Annotated in this window: 11 protein-coding genes; 10 read left to right on the top strand and 1 reads right to left on the bottom strand. The window is 72.5% G+C overall.

Annotated elements, in window-relative coordinates; all coding sequences use genetic code 11:
- The first annotated feature begins 104 nt into the window (after nucleotides 1-104).
- The 6 genes from BLT97_RS17965 (at nucleotide 105) to BLT97_RS17940 (ending at nucleotide 9,861) form a co-directional block, all read left to right on the top strand.
- A complete protein-coding gene (locus BLT97_RS17965; RefSeq protein ID WP_093611348.1) occupies nucleotides 105-2,195 on the top strand; it encodes a glycogen debranching N-terminal domain-containing protein in 2,091 nt (696 codons plus the stop codon).
- A 390-nt stretch (nucleotides 2,196-2,585) separates the two neighbouring features.
- Nucleotides 2,586-3,332, top strand: a complete 747-nt coding sequence (locus BLT97_RS17960) for an NUDIX hydrolase (protein WP_093611346.1) — start codon at nucleotides 2,586-2,588, stop codon at nucleotides 3,330-3,332.
- 451 nt (nucleotides 3,333-3,783) lie between these two features.
- Nucleotides 3,784-5,829, top strand: coding sequence for an ATP-binding cassette domain-containing protein (locus BLT97_RS17955; protein ID WP_093611344.1), 2,046 nt, complete (start codon nucleotides 3,784-3,786; stop codon nucleotides 5,827-5,829).
- A 235-nt stretch (nucleotides 5,830-6,064) separates the two neighbouring features.
- Nucleotides 6,065-6,952: a FadR/GntR family transcriptional regulator gene (locus BLT97_RS17950; RefSeq protein WP_093611342.1), complete on the top strand. Its 888-nt coding sequence runs from the start codon at nucleotides 6,065-6,067 to the stop codon at nucleotides 6,950-6,952.
- Between the two features lie 348 nt (nucleotides 6,953-7,300).
- Entirely contained in the window at nucleotides 7,301-8,851 is a 1,551-nt protein-coding gene (locus BLT97_RS17945) for an RNA polymerase sigma factor (protein ID WP_093611528.1), read from the top strand.
- A 182-nt stretch (nucleotides 8,852-9,033) separates the two neighbouring features.
- On the top strand, nucleotides 9,034-9,861 hold the full coding sequence (locus tag BLT97_RS17940; RefSeq protein WP_093611340.1) for a S1 family peptidase: 828 nt from the start codon (nucleotides 9,034-9,036) through the stop codon (nucleotides 9,859-9,861).
- Between the two features lie 167 nt (nucleotides 9,862-10,028).
- Here the strand turns inward: BLT97_RS17940 and BLT97_RS17935 are convergent, their stop codons facing one another.
- The gene (locus tag BLT97_RS17935) at nucleotides 10,029-10,259 is read right to left on the bottom strand and encodes a DUF7455 domain-containing protein (protein WP_093611338.1); all 231 of its coding nucleotides are present in this window, start codon (nucleotides 10,257-10,259) and stop codon (nucleotides 10,029-10,031) included.
- Nucleotides 10,260-10,749: 490 nt separating this feature from the next.
- On the opposite strand from BLT97_RS17935, the gene BLT97_RS17930 reads away from it, so the two are divergent.
- The 4 genes from BLT97_RS17930 to BLT97_RS17915 all read left to right on the top strand — a co-directional run bounded on the left by BLT97_RS17930 (nucleotide 10,750) and on the right by BLT97_RS17915 (nucleotide 15,187).
- Nucleotides 10,750-12,867: a DNA gyrase/topoisomerase IV subunit B gene (locus BLT97_RS17930; RefSeq protein WP_093611336.1), complete on the top strand. Its 2,118-nt coding sequence runs from the start codon at nucleotides 10,750-10,752 to the stop codon at nucleotides 12,865-12,867.
- Nucleotides 12,868-12,878: 11 nt separating this feature from the next.
- Nucleotides 12,879-13,334 carry an NUDIX hydrolase gene (locus tag BLT97_RS17925; protein WP_176953807.1) on the top strand — a complete coding sequence of 152 codons (456 nt, stop codon included), beginning with the start codon at nucleotides 12,879-12,881 and terminating at the stop codon, nucleotides 13,332-13,334.
- 189 nt (nucleotides 13,335-13,523) lie between these two features.
- Nucleotides 13,524-14,024, top strand: coding sequence for a DUF1453 family protein (locus BLT97_RS17920; protein WP_093611334.1), 501 nt, complete (start codon nucleotides 13,524-13,526; stop codon nucleotides 14,022-14,024).
- Complete coding sequence (locus BLT97_RS17915) at nucleotides 14,021-15,187, top strand: sensor histidine kinase (protein ID WP_093611332.1); 1,167 nt, start codon at nucleotides 14,021-14,023, stop codon at nucleotides 15,185-15,187. Before BLT97_RS17920 ends, BLT97_RS17915 begins: the two co-directional genes overlap by 4 nt.
- Nucleotides 15,188-15,278: the final 91 nt, after the last annotated feature.

The following is a 15,278-nucleotide window of genomic DNA, read 5'->3' as shown; positions in this document are numbered from 1 at the left end:
GCCGGTTCCGGGGTGCGCCGCCGCTGCCGCGGCAGGCACCGCCCGGTGCCGCCACCGTGCCCCGTGCCGCGCCGGACCGGAGCAAGCGAGGAAGAAGGGCCGTCATGTCCTCATCCGTGCCGTCTGCCACGACACGGGCGGAGCACGTCGCCGCCGCCTCCCGCCGCCCGCATCCGCTGCCGCGCCCGTCGGGCGGAGAAGCCACCGCGCAGCCCGCCGGACGCGCCGTACGGCAACTTCCGCCCGTGCACGCCTCGTTGATCTGCGTCGCCCTGCCCGGCTTGGCCATCTCGGCGGAGCACGGACAGCTGACCGGTCACGGCCTCGAGGGCATCTACCAGGCCGGCCGAAGGCTCCTGTCCCGCTGTCACGTACGGGTCGCGGGCCGGGAACCGCTCGCGGTCCAGGGCCGGTTGATCGCGTCCGGCCGTGCCCGCTTCGTCGCCGTGGTGCGTCATGTCGACCCGTCGAACCCCGACCCGGTCGTCACCGTGGAGCGCATCCGCGACGCCGGCGGCACCGAGCGGATCACCCTGCACAGCGCGGCCACGCGACCCCTGCGGCTTCCCGTCGAGGTGTCGCTCGCCACCGACCTCGCCGAGCTCGGAGCCGTCGCCTCGGGGGCGCCCGGGCCCGAACTGCCCGCGAGCGTCTACGACTCGGGCCTGCGCTGGTCATCGGATACCGGGCAGCACACCGTGGTCGCGGCCGACCCGCCGCCGCAGGACGCGCTGGCCTCCGCCGGGCTGCTGCGCTGGGACGTCGAGCTGCCCGCGGGCGGCAGCCACAGCATCGAGCTGTCCGTACGCCAGGACGGCGCGAGCCCGCTCAGGCCTGCGGGCAGGGGCGCGCACGCCCCGTTCCCACCGGTTCGCGCCGAGGGCGACGACCCGCGCGTGCCCGGCCTCCTGAGCACCTCCCTCGACGATCTCCAGGCGCTGCTCCTGCGCGACCCCGCCCACCCGGCCGACCTCCATCCCGCGGCCGGCGCCCCTTGGCGCTGCGGACTCGCGCCGGCCGAGGCGCTGGCGGTGGCCCGCATGACCCTCCCGCTGGGCACGCGGCTGGCCGCCGGCACCCTGCGCACCCTCGCCCGCACCCAGCTGGGCGGCGACGGACCGGACGCCGGCCTGATCCCCGGTCCGCTGCGGGACGCGGGACCGCACCTGCCGCCGAGCAGCACGGGCGTGGAAGCCACCCTGCTCTTCCCCGTCCTGCTCGCCGAGGCGCGGCGCTGGGGTCTGCCGGACCAGGAGGCGCGCGACCTGCTGCCCACCGCGGAGCGCTGTCTGCGCTGGCTGCGCTCGGCCGTCGGAGGCGGCGGCTATCTCGCCGACCCCGCCCCGGGAGGCCTGCTGCGCTGCGAGACCCAGGCCCACGCGCATCGCGCGGCGCTGCTCGGGGCGGACCTGCTCGAGCTGTACGGGCGGCCCGGTGCGCCGCAATGGCGGGACTGGGCGGGGGAGTTGAGAGCGGCGTTCCGGCGCGAGTTCTGGATCGAGGACCGCGGCGGGGGCCGTCCCGCGGCCGCCCGCACCGCGGACGGACGGCTCGTCCCGCACCTCGGGAGCGCGGCCGCGCACCTCCTCGACACGGGTCTGCTCGGAGGCGGCGCAATGGCTCCCGGGCTGCTTGACCCGGTCCGCACCGAGCAGCTGGCCCGACTCTTCGGCTCACCCGCACTCGACTCGGGGTGGGGGCTGCGCAGCCTCGGGGTGAAGGAGGCGGGCCACAACCCCTTCGGACACCGGGGCGGTGCCGTCCGCGTCCATGATTCGGCGGTGGCCGTCGCCGGACTCGCCGCGGCCGGCTTCGAGAAGGAGGCCGGGGCGCTCATGGCCGGCGTACTCGCCGCGGCCGAGCACTTCGGCGGCCGCCTCCCCGAGATGTACGCCGGTGAGCAGCGGGTGGCGGGCGGCGCACCCCTGCCGCACCCGGCCGCCTGCCGCCCCGCGGCGGCATCCGCGACGGCGGTCATCCACGTGATTCTCACCCAGGTGGGCATCCGCCCCGACGCCGTGGCCGGCACGGTCTCGCTCGTCCCGATGGGCAGCGCACCGTTGGGCGAGCTGAGCCTGACGGGCCTGCGCGTCGCCGAGTCCCCGTTCGCCGTACGCATCAGCCGCCTCGGCCTCGCCATGATCGAGGAGGCGGGGGAGGGACTGCAGCTGGGGGTGAGGACCGGGAGGGGGTGAGGACGGGGAGGGGTGAGGACCGGGAGGGGGTGAGGACGGGGAGGGGTGAGGACCGGGAGGGGGCGAGAGCCCGTTCTGCCTCGGGTCTGCGCTGCACGGCACGGAGAGGGCCCCCGCCCGCCAAGGGCCTGCGCTGTACGGGACGGCGCGGCAGGGCACGGACTGGGCCACCCGCGCTGCACCGCCCGGCCGCGCTGCCCGTCCCGAGCCGCGCTGCGCCCCGAGCCGCGCTGCGCCCCGAGCCGGGCTGCCCGCCCCTCGCGCCGCTGCCTGCGACAGCTCAACGCTGAGGAGGTGGCCTCCGGTCCCGCCCTCGACCACCGCCGCATCTCCGAAGGAGGCGCAGCTGAACCAGCTGTTTATCGTCAGCCAGACGACTATGATCGCGGCATGTCGCCCTACGACCCGTCGGCCTACCCGTCCTTCGCCGTCACCGTCGACCTGGTCGTGCTGACCGTGCGTCGCCACTCGCTGTGCGCGCTGACGGTGCGCCGCGGGGAGCCGCCCTTCCAGGGGCGGTGGGCGCTGCCCGGCGGATTCGTGAAGGCGGACGAGGATCTCGCGGCCGCCGCGGCCCGCGAGCTCGTCGAGGAGACCGGGCTGTGCGTCCACGATCCCGCGGCTTCCGAGGCGCAGGGCAACGGCGCGCACCTCGAGCAGCTCGCCACCTACGGAGACCCGCAGCGCGACCCCCGCATGCGGGTGGTCAGCGTGGCCCACCTCGCGCTCGCCCCCGACCTGCCGGCCCCGCGGGCGGGCGGCGACGCCAACAGCGCACGCTGGTCGCCCGTCGAGACCTTCCTCGGCAAGGACGGCGACCAGGGCGCCCTCGCCTTCGACCACTCGAAGATCCTCGAGGACGGGGTGGAGCGGGCCCGCTCGAAGATCGAGTACTCCTCGCTGGCCACGGCGTTCTGTACGCCGGAGTTCACCGTCGGGGAGCTGCGCCGGGTCTATGAGGCGGTCTGGGGCGTGGCGCTCGACCCGCGCAACTTCCACCGCAAGGTCACCGGCACCCCCGGCTTCCTGGTCCCCACGGGCGGCACCACCACGCGCCAGGGCGGCCGCCCGGCCCAGCTCTTCCGCGCGGGCGGGGCCACGCTCCTCAACCCGCCCATGCTGCGCCCCGAGGTCTGACCACCGGCCCACGACCTCACCGACCCACGACCCCACCGACCCACGACCCTGTCGACTCGCCGAGCCCACCGCCCCATCGAGCCGTCCGCCCCACCCGGCCTTCCGCCCCACCGACCCGTCAACCCAGCCGGGCCGCAGCCGGGCCGACCCGCTGCTCGCCCGTGGCGACGCGCATCGCAGCCCCGTGCGCCGCCCCGCGCGCCCGACGTCCGGCCCACCTCGGCCGCGTATGCGACGCTCCTCAACTCGCCCGCCCGGCCCCCCAGTCCGACCGGACGCTTCTCTCCCCGTATCCGCCCGCCCGTACACGCGAGCGATACGAGCCGTACGCGCGACCGAACTGAGCCGACACCGCTCCCCAACCCTGCCCAAAAACGGCCAATTATCCCGATATCGTGCTGAAGGTACCCAGGGCCACGACCGCCCCCCGCCCCCGCGCGCGAGAGAAGCGATGATCCAGGCCACCGGACTGACCAGCAACGCGAAGAAGGGTCTGCCGCCCACGATCGACGACGTGTCGTTCGAGGCGCGCTCCGGCCGGGTCACGGCGCTGCTCGGCGCCGTGCCCGCCGAGACCACCGAAGTGCTCCGGCTGATGCTCCAACTCCGGCCCGGGCGCGGCGTCACGTACTTCCGCGGCCGCCCGCTCAGCCGCATCGCGCACCCTTCGCGCGAGGTCGGCGTCCTGCTCGGTGATGTCCCCGGCCACCCGGCGCGAACGGTCCGCGGACAGCTCCGGATGCTGTGCGCCGCCGCCGGCGTCCCCGTCACGCGCGCGGACGAAGTCCTCGAAGTGGTCGGCCTGGTGAGCCTGCGCGAAGAACGCCTCGGCACGCTCTCGCGCGGCATGGACCGCCGGCTCGGCCTCGCCTGCGCCCTGCTCGCCGACCCGCACACCCTCGTCCTGAACGCCCCTGCCGAGTCGCTCTCCGCCCGCGAGGCCGCCTGGCTGCACGCGATGCTGCGCGCGCACGCGGAACAGGGCGGCACGGTCCTGTTCACCACGTCGGACCCCAAGGAGGCGGCGCGCGCGGCCGACCGCGTCGTCACACTCGAACAGGGCTGTGTCGTCGCCGACCAGGACGCGGCCGAGTTCGCCCGCACGCGTCTGCGCCCCCGCGTGGCCGTCCGTTCCCCGCACGCCGCCCGCCTCCGGGCGCTCCTCACCAAGGAGGCGCGGGTCGCACGGCGTTCCGTGGAGATCGTCCGCGAGGACGGCAACCGCCTCTCCGTCTACGGCAGCACCACGGCCGCCGTGGGCGAGACCGCGTACAAGCACGGCGTCCTGCTCCACCAACTCGCCGACGAAATGGGCGACTCGGGCCCGCCCGCCCCGCCGCACACCGCCGCCCCGCCGCACACCGCCGACCGGCAGCCGCCCCTGGCCGCGGAACCGCCCGCCAGGGAGCAGCAGCAGCCCGCCGGCGCAGAGCGCCCCGCCGGAGCCGCCCTCGCCGCAGAGACCGACCCCGTACCCCCCGCGGCACGTGGCGCCTCTGCCCACGGCACCACGGCCCGTACTCCCGAAGGCCCCGCCCTCCACTCGACCGACCGAGCCGCGGCACACGGCACCGACGCGTACCCCACCGACGCGAAACCCGCCGACGAACGCCGCCCCGACAAGACGGCCCCCGCCGACGCCACCGGCGTCAACACCGCACCCCAGAAGGCTACTTCACCGCCCCTGCACCCGCTCCCGCCCCCCATCACCGTCCACCCCGGCCGTGCCCCCCTCCGGCCGCTGCGGTACGAACTCCGCCGCGCCTGCGGCATCCCCACCGGCTACCTCACCGTGGCGCTGGTGCTTGCGGTCTCCGCGCTGCTCTCCCTGCTTCTGGCCCGCAGCGGTCACACCCCGCTGCCGCGCCTGCTGGCCGCCTGGCCGTACGAACTCCCGCTGCCTCCCGCCGCCCTGGGCGCGGGCCTGCTCGGTGCGCTGTCGTTCGGCGACGAGTTCAAGCACCCGGCGCTCGCCGCCGACCGCGGCACCGTGCCGCGCCGTCTCGGCCTGCTCCTCGCCAAGCTCGTCGTCAGCGCCGCGACCGCCCTGCTCGTCGCGGCCCTCGTGCTGGCCTCCGACGCCGCGCTCCTGCACGTCGTCTACGGCGAGGAAGTGACCCGCCTGCCCGCCGACTGGCCTTCCGTGACAGCGAGTTGGGTCTGCCTGGTCACCGGCTGCTCCTGGGCCGGACTGCTCGCCGCGGGCGTCTTCCGCTCCACCGCCGCCGGCCTCGCGGCCCTGGTCGCCGTACCGGTGGTGTGCGTGCCCCTCGTGCAGAAGGCCCTGGAGGGCCCCGCCGTGCGCACCACCGCAGGTCTGGCCGGCCGGCTGCGCGATCTCGCCCTGGTCCAGTGGCCGGCCGGCACCGAGCGCTATGTCGCGGGCGCGGTGCGCATGCTCGCCCAACCCATCGCGTTCACGCTGGCGTTGAGCCTGATCGCGCTCATGGCGGCCTACTTGCTCACGTCGATGCGCAGCCGCGTACGCGGCAGTTAGTACGCGGCTCCGGCAGTACGCGGCTCCGACCGTGCCGGACCCCACCCCACCCCACCGAACTGCCGCCTCCAGTAGCAGAACAGAACGGTCTTTCAGCCCGATCGACCTACAACACCCAGGTAATGCCGCTTTCTTTACGATAAGGCGTCAATTGCGGCACCGTAAGCGATCACCCTTTCGTGTGCTTTTCACCAAAGACCTCAAGGGGGTTGGGGACCGCGCCGACAAAGGATCCGTGAGTACCCTTGCGCACACCATGATGACCGCCGCCCGCTCCGCCGACTCAGGCCTCGCAGGACCGGGCGAACTCGACCGCTACCCGTACGCGGAGACCCCCGGCGTCGACCGCGTCCCCGCACCGGCCTGGGAGGGCCACGAGCAGGAGCTCGGACGCGTCGGCCGCCGCGCCGCCGGCAGCCGCGGACGCGGCCTGCACGGCCAACTCGTCCAGCAGCTCGGCCAGATGATCGTCTCCGGCGACCTCGGCGCGGACCGCCCCCTGGTCCCCGAGGAGATCGGCCAGCGCTTCGAGGTGTCCCGCACCGTCGTCCGCGAATCCCTGCGCGTCCTCGAGGCCAAGGGCCTCGTCAGCGCCCGCCCCAACGTCGGCACGCGCGTGCGGCCGGTCAGCGACTGGAACCTGCTCGACCCGGACATCATCGAGTGGCGCGCCTTCGGCCCGCAGCGCGACGACCAGCGCCGCGAGCTGACCGAGCTGCGCTGGACGATCGAGCCGCTCGCCGCCCGCCTCGCCGCGGGCCACGGCCGCGACGAGGTGCAGCAGCGCCTCGCCGACATGGTGGAGATCATGGGCCACGCGCTCGGCCAGGGCGACGCGCTGACGTTCTCGCGCGCCGACGCCGAGTTCCATTCGCTGCTCATCCAGCTCGCGGGCAACCGCATGCTCGAGCACCTGTCCGGCATCGTGTCGGCCGCCCTCCAGGTCTCCGGCGGACCGGTCACCGGGTGCGACCGCCCCTCCGAGGCCTCGCTCGCGCACCACGGCCGGATCGCCGACGCCCTCGCGGCCGGCGACGGAACCGCCGCCGAGAACGCGATGCGGCAGCTGCTCACCGTGCACCCGGACGTGGAGCGCGTGGTGCCCGCACCGCGCGAGCACTGATCCGTAGCGCTGCTTTCTTGCGGCTGTTTCCTCGTGCAGTCGTCGGGCCCGGGCCGGTTCGCACCGGGCCCGGCGACTGGTTTGTGTGGGCCTATGTCCGCTTCTAAGCGTTATCAGTAGTTACGCGGTGTGACTCGGGCCACGAAGATTGGGCGTAACGCTCCTCGTGGCAGCGCGATGACCTAAGAGGTGACTGCCGAGGAGGGAATACAGCAGCCGGTTCCGGCGCTGTGTGAGCTCCGCGGATCGCCCGCCCCGCCGTCGGCCAATCCCCAGCCGGCGGACGTCGGCTCCGCTTCCACCGTGGACGGGGCCGGAAGCCGTTTCCATCGTTCCGAGAGGTTGTTCGTGTCGGCCAGCACATCCCGTACGCTCCCGCCGGAGATCGCCGAGTCCGCATCTGTGATGGCGCTCATCGAGCGGGGAAAGGCTGAGGGGCAGATCGCCGGCGACGACGTGCGTCGGGCCTTCGAAGCTGACCAGATTCCGGCCACTCAGTGGAAGAACGTTCTGCGCAGCCTCAACCAGATCCTCGAGGAAGAGGGTGTGACGCTGATGGTCAGTGCCGCGGAGTCGCCGAAGCGCACCCGCAAGAGCGTCGCAGCGAAGAGTCCGGCCAAGCGCACCGCCACCAAGACCGTCGCCGCCAAGGCCCCGGTGAAGAAGACCACGGCCGCCGCGACCGCGGCCCCGGCCGCCGAGGTCGAGGCCTCCGTCGAGGACGAGACGGCGTCGGCCCCTGCCAAGAAGGCCGCCGCCAAGAAGACGGCCGCGAAGAAGACCGCCGCGAAGAAGACGGCGGCCAAGAAGACCACCGCCAAGAAGACCGCGGCGAAGAAGGACGACGAGCTGCTCGACGGCGACGAGCCGATCGAGGAGCCGACCGCCGGCAAGGGCGAGGACGAGGAGGCCGACGGCGAGGCCAAGGGCTTCGTCCTGTCCGACGAGGACGAGGACGACGCACCGGCCCAGCAGGTCGCCGTCGCCGGCGCCACCGCCGACCCGGTCAAGGACTACCTCAAGCAGATCGGCAAGGTCCCGCTGCTCAACGCCGAGCAGGAGGTCGAGCTCGCCAAGCGCATCGAGGCCGGCCTGTTCGCCGAGGACAAGCTCGCCAACGCGGACAAGCTCGCGCCGAAGCTCAAGCGCGAGCTGGAGATCATCGCCGAGGACGGCCGCCGTGCCAAGAACCACCTGCTCGAGGCCAACCTCCGACTCGTCGTCTCGCTCGCCAAGCGCTACACCGGCCGCGGCATGCTCTTCCTGGACCTGATCCAGGAAGGCAACCTCGGTCTGATCCGCGCGGTCGAGAAGTTCGACTACACCAAGGGCTACAAGTTCTCCACGTACGCCACCTGGTGGATCCGTCAGGCGATCACCCGCGCCATGGCCGACCAGGCCCGCACCATCCGTATCCCGGTGCACATGGTCGAGGTCATCAACAAGCTCGCGCGCGTCCAGCGCCAGATGCTCCAGGACCTGGGCCGCGAGCCCACCCCGGAGGAGCTGGCCAAGGAGCTCGACATGACCCCCGAGAAGGTCATCGAGGTCCAGAAGTACGGTCGCGAGCCCATCTCGCTGCACACGCCGCTCGGCGAGGACGGCGACAGCGAGTTCGGTGACCTCATCGAGGACTCCGAGGCGGTCGTCCCGGCCGACGCGGTCTCCTTCACGCTCCTCCAGGAGCAGCTGCACTCCGTCCTCGACACGCTCTCCGAGCGCGAGGCCGGCGTGGTCTCGATGCGCTTCGGTCTCACCGACGGTCAGCCGAAGACCCTCGACGAGATCGGCAAGGTCTACGGCGTGACGCGTGAGCGCATCCGCCAGATCGAGTCGAAGACCATGTCGAAGCTGCGCCACCCGTCGCGTTCGCAGGTCCTGCGCGACTACCTCGACTAGGCCGCCCGGCCAGGTCGTTTCACGGCAGTACGGCCACGAGCCCGGTACTCCCGCCCAGCGGGGGCTGCCGGGCTCGTCGCATGTCCGGGCCCAGGCCGGTTCCTTGATCGTCCGGGTCGCGGCGTTCGTCGTACTGTCTGACGCTGTGCGTACCCGTGACCACGCAGAGTCAAGGAGCGCGCATGCGTCGACCCCTGAACAGGCGGCTGCGGGCCGCTGCCGTCCTGATCGCCGCGGCCGTGGCCGCGCCGCTGGCCGTACCCTCGCCGGCGGCCGCCGACGGTGTCGTGATCGGCGGCAGTCCCGTCCAGGTGTCGGACAGTCCCTGGGCGGTGGCGCTGGCCAGCCGTGACCGGTTCGGGGGTACGCGTGCGGGTCAGTTCTGCGGGGGTGCCGTGGTCGCGCCGACCATCGTGCTCACGGCCGCGCACTGTCTCAGCATGGAGGTGCTCGGCGCCCCGCTGGAGACGGTCGACGACCTGCACGTCATCGCCGGGCGCAACGACCTCAAGGCGGCCGGCGGCCGCGAGGTGGCGGTGCGCGACGTCTGGGTGAACGAGGAGTACGACTCCTTCACCAACGCGGGCGACCTCGCGATCCTCACGCTCGACAAACCGCTGCCCGCCGACCATGTGATCCCGATGGCCCCGGCGGGCGACCGCGCGTACGACGCGGGCACGGCGGCCCGGGTCTACGGCTGGGGCGACACCACGGGCCAGGGCGACTACGCGCGCTCGCTGCGGGCGGCCCGGGTGCGGGTCCTGTCCGACGCGGCCTGCGAGGCGGCGTATCCCGGAAACGCGGACGGGACGTATCTGCGCGGCGTGATGCTCTGCGCGGGCGAGATGGAGGGCGGCAGAGACGCCTGCCAGGGGGACAGCGGCGGTCCGCTCGTGGCCCGCGGCCGGCTCATCGGACTGGTGTCCTGGGGGAGCGGCTGCGGACAGGCGGGCAGCCCCGGCGTCTATACGCGCATCAGCGAGGTCGTGGCGCGGTTCACGGCCCCCTAGCGGGCCCGGGGCGCGGTGAGGCGCCCCGAGATACGGCGACGGGCGGGCAACCCCTGTGGGGGTTGCCCGCCCGTCGTCATGACCGGCCTGGCCGGCGCTGGCTCGTCGTGGATGCGAGGTGTCAGCGTTCTTCGGTGCAGGATCCTTGCGCGGTCAGCGCAGGAGCGTCAGCGCTCTTCGCTGTCCGCCGTCGCCGGGACGGCCGTGAGCCGCTCCGTCTCATCCTGTATCTCAGCGGCGATCTTCTTGAGTTCCGGCTCGAACTTGCGACCGTGGTGGGCGCAGAAGAGCAGCTCACCGCCGCTCAGGAGTACGACGCGCAGATAGGCCTGGGCGCCGCAGCGGTCGCATCGGTCAGCGGCCGTCAGCGGGGTCGCGGGGGTCAGAACAGTAGTCACGTCGCCTCTTCTCTAGCTCGACGAGCTGTCGTACCAGGGTCAACATCCAACCAGCCCGAAAACGTTCCCGCTCGGGGCTTTTCCTCGAAAATTTCTTCTCGAACTTCTCGGGGAGCGGTTGGCTGCAACCGGGTGGCGGCGAAGGTGCCGTATTGCTGGCTTGCGGCTTACGGGTTCGCTTGTCTGCCGAGTTGCTTGTCGTGTCCTGTAGTCGGTTGTTCGGCTGGCCTGCCTGGTCCTTCCCGGCCTGGCTGGTCGGGTTGTTCATGAGGACGTGCCCGGAGCCTAAATGGTTCATGCCTGGTTGGGAACGTGATATCCGCATCACCCCTTCGAGGGATCGAACAGGTATGCGACTCTGCACTAGTCTGTCGTCAGGCGAGGGTGGCGTGACAACGGCTCTACCAGGCCTCGGTACCCTCTGACGCGGCACCTGGTGCCGGACCCTTGCATCGGGGCCCCAACTGAAATTCAGCGAGGAGCGAAACGCGTGACCGCCGAAACGTCCGTGACGTCCACAGCGCTGCTGAGCGGAGCAGACCGGGACGGATCCAACTACACCGCGCGGCACCTCCTCGTCCTCGAGGGACTCGAAGCGGTCCGCAAGCGCCCCGGCATGTACATCGGCTCCACCGACAGCCGCGGCCTGATGCACTGCCTCTGGGAGATCATCGACAACTCGGTCGACGAGGCCCTCGGCGGCCACTGCGACCGCATCGAGGTGATCCTGCACGGCGACGGGTCCGTGGAGGTCCGGGACAACGGGCGCGGCATCCCGGTCGACGTCGAGCCCAAGACGGGCCTGTCCGGTGTCGAGGTCGTCATGACCAAGCTGCACGCGGGCGGCAAGTTCGGCGGCGGCTCCTACGCGGCCTCCGGCGGTCTGCACGGCGTGGGCGCCTCCGTGGTGAACGCCCTCTCGGCGCGGCTCGACGTCGAGGTCGACCGCTCCACCGTGCACTCGATCAGCTTCCGCCGCGGCGTCCCGGGCGCCTTCGCGGGCGAGGGCCCCGACGCGAAGTTCACCCCTGGCAGCGGTCTGACCAAGGGCAAGCGCGTCCCGAAGGGCCGTACCGGCACCCGTATCCGCTACTGGTCGGACACCCAGATCTTCCTCAAGGACGCCAAGCTCTCCCTGGAGAACCTGCACCAGCGCGCCCGCCAGACCGCCTTCCTCGTCCCCGGCCTGACCATCGTGGTGCGCGACGAGCGCGACCTCGACGGCGTGGGCAAGAGCGAGGAGACCTTCCGCTTCGACGGCGGCATCAGCGAGTTCTGCGAGTTCCTCGCGCCGGACAAGCCGATCTGCGACGTGCTGCGGCTGACCGGCTCGGGCACCTTCAAGGAGACCGTGCCGGTGCTCGACGAGGTCGGGCACATGACGCCGACCGAGGTCACCCGCGAGCTGGGCGTGGACGTCGCGCTGCGCTGGGGCACGGGCTACGACACGACGGTGAAGTCCTTCGTCAACATCATCGCCACCCCCAAGGGCGGCACCCACGTCACCGGCTTCGAGCGCTCGATCACCAAGACGCTCAACGAGGTGCTGCGCTCCGCCAAGCTGCTGCGCGTGGCCGAGGACGACATCGTCAAGGACGACGCCCTGGAGGGCCTGACCGCGGTCGTCACGGTCCGCCTCGCCGAGCCGCAGTTCGAGGGCCAGACCAAGGAGGTGCTCGGCACCTCGGCGGCCAACCGGATCGTGGCCAATGTGGTGGCCAAGGAGCTCAAGGCCTTCCTGACCTCCACCAAGCGCGACGCCAAGGCCCAGGCCCGCGCCGTCATGGACAAGGCCGTGGCCGCCGCCCGTACGCGCATCGCCGCCCGCCAGCACAAGGAGGCGCAGCGCCGTAAGACCGCGCTCGAGTCCTCCTCGCTGCCGGCCAAGCTCGCCGACTGCCGCAGTGACGACGTGGAGCGCAGCGAGCTCTTCATCGTCGAGGGGGACTCGGCGCTCGGCACCGCCAAGCTGGCGCGGAACTCCGAGTTCCAGGCGCTCCTGCCGATCCGCGGCAAGATCCTCAACGTTCAGAAGGCGTCCGTCTCGGACATGCTGAAGAACGCCGAGTGCGGCGCGATCATCCAGGTCATAGGAGCAGGGTCCGGACGGACCTTCGACGTGGACGCCGCGCGCTACGGCAAGATCATCCTGCTCGTCGATGCCGATGTGGACGGCGCGCACATCCGCACGCTGCTGCTGACCCTCTTCCAGCGGTACATGCGGCCGATGGTCGAGGCGGGCCGGATCTTCGCCGCCGTGCCGCCGCTGCACCGGATCGAGCTGATCCAGCCGAAGAAGGGCCAGGACAAGTACGTCTACACGTACTCGGACAACGAGCTGCGGCAGACGATCCTGGAGTTCCAGCGCAAGGGCATCCGCTACAAGGACTCGATCCAGCGCTACAAGGGCCTCGGCGAGATGGACGCGGACCAGCTGGCGGAGACCACGATGGACCCGCGCCACCGCACCCTGCGCCGGATCAACATCGGCGAGCTGGAGGCCGCGGAGCAGGTGTTCGACCTCCTGATGGGCAACGACGTGGCGCCCCGCAAGGAGTTCATCACCAGCTCGGCGGCCACCCTCGACCGGTCCCGTATCGACGCCTGACCGGGACCGGGATGTACGGGATAGCCGAGCGGCTGTGGCGGCTGCTCCGGGGGCCGCTTCAGTGGCGGCTCATGTGGCTCGTGCACGCGAAGTTCACCGTGGGGGTCACCGGTGTGGTGCGCGACGAGCAGGGCCGTGTGCTGCTGCTCCGGCACCGCATGTGGCCCCGCGACCGGTGCTGGGGGCTGCCCACCGGGCACGCGGCCCGCGGTGAGGACTTCCCGGGCACCGTCGTGCGCGAGGTCAAGGAGGAGACCGGCCTCGACGTGCTCCCCGGGCAGCTCGTCATGCTGAACAGCGGCTTCCGGCTGCGGCTCGAAGTGGCGTACGAGGCGGTGCTCGCCGGCGGCACCCTGAAGATCGACTCCTTCGAGATCCTCGAAGCCGGGTGGTTCGAGCCGGAGGCGCTTCCCGACGCGCTCATGCCTCTGCACCGCGACCTGATCCATCGGCGGGTGAGTGTCTGAGCGCGGGGACGGGCGCCTGAGCGCGGCGCCACGCGTGCACCTGTGAGCGGTCTCCAGTGAGCGGCCTCCACCCCAGGGTGGAGGCCGCTTCTCCATCTTGTTTCCACCCCTGCTCCGATCCTCTGACCTGGGCATTTCCCTACCTTCGAAGGCGTAGGGAAGCCCGTCCGGCCAAACTCGGAGGAAACCATGTCGGAGATCGTCAACGGACTGCTGATCGTCGCGGTCGTCGCCGTCCTCGTCCTGCACCAGTTCAAGGCACGGCAGCTGGCCGAGGAGCGGCGCTGGTGGGTGGTGCCCGTGGTGCTCGCTTTCGTGGCCGCGCGCAAGCCGGACCTGCTCGGCGACGGGAACACCACGGCGGCCGCCGCGCTGCTCGCCGTGGAACTGGTCCTGTCGCTGGCCGCCGGCGCGCTGTTCGCCCGTACGACCCGGGTCTGGCGCGCGGAGGACGGTGCCGTGCGGACCAAGGCCACCAAGCTCACGCTCGCCGTGTGGGCGGGCGGGATCGTCGTACGGGTCGCCCTGTACGGCATCTCCGGGGCCTTCGGCGTCCACCAGGGCTCCGCCGCCCTCATGCTCGGGCTGGCCGCGATGCTGCTTGCGCGCGCGGGCGTCCTGCAGTGGCGCACCCGCGCGTACCGTGAGGTGGTCGGCTACCCGCGGCCCGCGTGGAAGGACCACATGTGACCCGGAACGGTTGGCTGCGCTGGCCCTCGCGGGAGGCACTCGCCCGCGAGCGGCCGGGGCGGCAGCGCACCGCCCTCTTCTGGACCGGCCGGGCCGCGCTCGCCGGGCTCGTGCTGTGGAAGGTGATCACCGAAGCGGACCCGGTGACGTGGCGCAGCGCCGCGGACGTGGCCGTGCTCCTGGCGTGCGTGCTCGGCTGGCTGCTGTTGCTGCGCACCACGCGGGACCACCGCCTGGTGCCCTCCCTCGCCCTGCTGGCCGCCCTGTTCGGCGGTGCGGCCGGCGCCCAGGCCGCCGGGCTCACCACCGTCGGCATGGTGGTCTGGTGCGGCGCGATCGTGCTCGCGCTCAAGCGGCTGCCGCTGCTCGCCGGCCTGGTGGCGGCGCTCGCCGGGTACGCCGGGTTCGTCCCCGTCGCCGACGGCTCCTGGGCCGACACCGCGCTCACCGGAGCCACGTTCTGCCTCGTCGGGTACGTGCTGCGGCTGGACGCCGAAGGCCGGGGCAGGGAGCGGCAGTTGATCGAGCAGGAGCGGGCCGCGCTCGCCGCCGAGGCCGAGTCCGCCGCGCTCACCGAGCGCGCCAGGATCGCCCGCGAGATCCACGACGTCCTCGCCCACAGTCTCTCCGCGCAGCTCGTGCACCTGGAGGCCGCCCGGCTGCTGGTCGAACGCGACGCCCCCAAGGACCAGGTGCTCCAGCGGGTGGTCGCGGCCCGCGGGATGGCCCGCGAAGGGCTCGCCGAGACCCGGCAGGCGCTCTCCGCGCTGCGCGGCGACCTCGTGCCCGTGGAGGACTTCCTGCGGGCGCTCGACGGCGTCCAGGTGGAGATCTCAGGCGCCCCGGTCCCGTTGAGCGCCGAGACCTCGCAGACCGTGCGCAGGGTCGCGCAGGAGGCGCTGACCAACGTGCGCAAGCACGCGCCCGGTGCGGCGGTGCGGATGCTCTTCTCGTACGAGGGCGGCGCAGGCGGCACGGACCGCGACGTGCTGCTCGAAGTGCGGGACAGCGGCGGCGTAGGGGCCGAGGGCGAACTGGCCGCGAGCGGCAGCGGCTACGGTCTGCTCGGGATGCGCGAGCGCGCCGAACTGCTCGGCGGCTCCTTGGAGGCGGGACCGGAGGACGACGGAGGATTCGTGGTGCGGTTGCGGGTGCCGGTGTGAGCGGGGCGCGGGGCGGTGCGGCGGGTCGGCCGCAGGGCGGTGCTGAGGATGCGCGGACGGACGGGCCGGTGCCGGCCGGGCAGGGGGAGCG

Source organism: Streptomyces indicus, assembly GCF_900100315.1.
Taxonomy (GTDB): Bacteria; Actinomycetota; Actinomycetes; order Streptomycetales; family Streptomycetaceae; genus Streptomyces; species Streptomyces indicus.
This window is presented reverse-complemented; position numbering and strand designations above follow the sequence as displayed.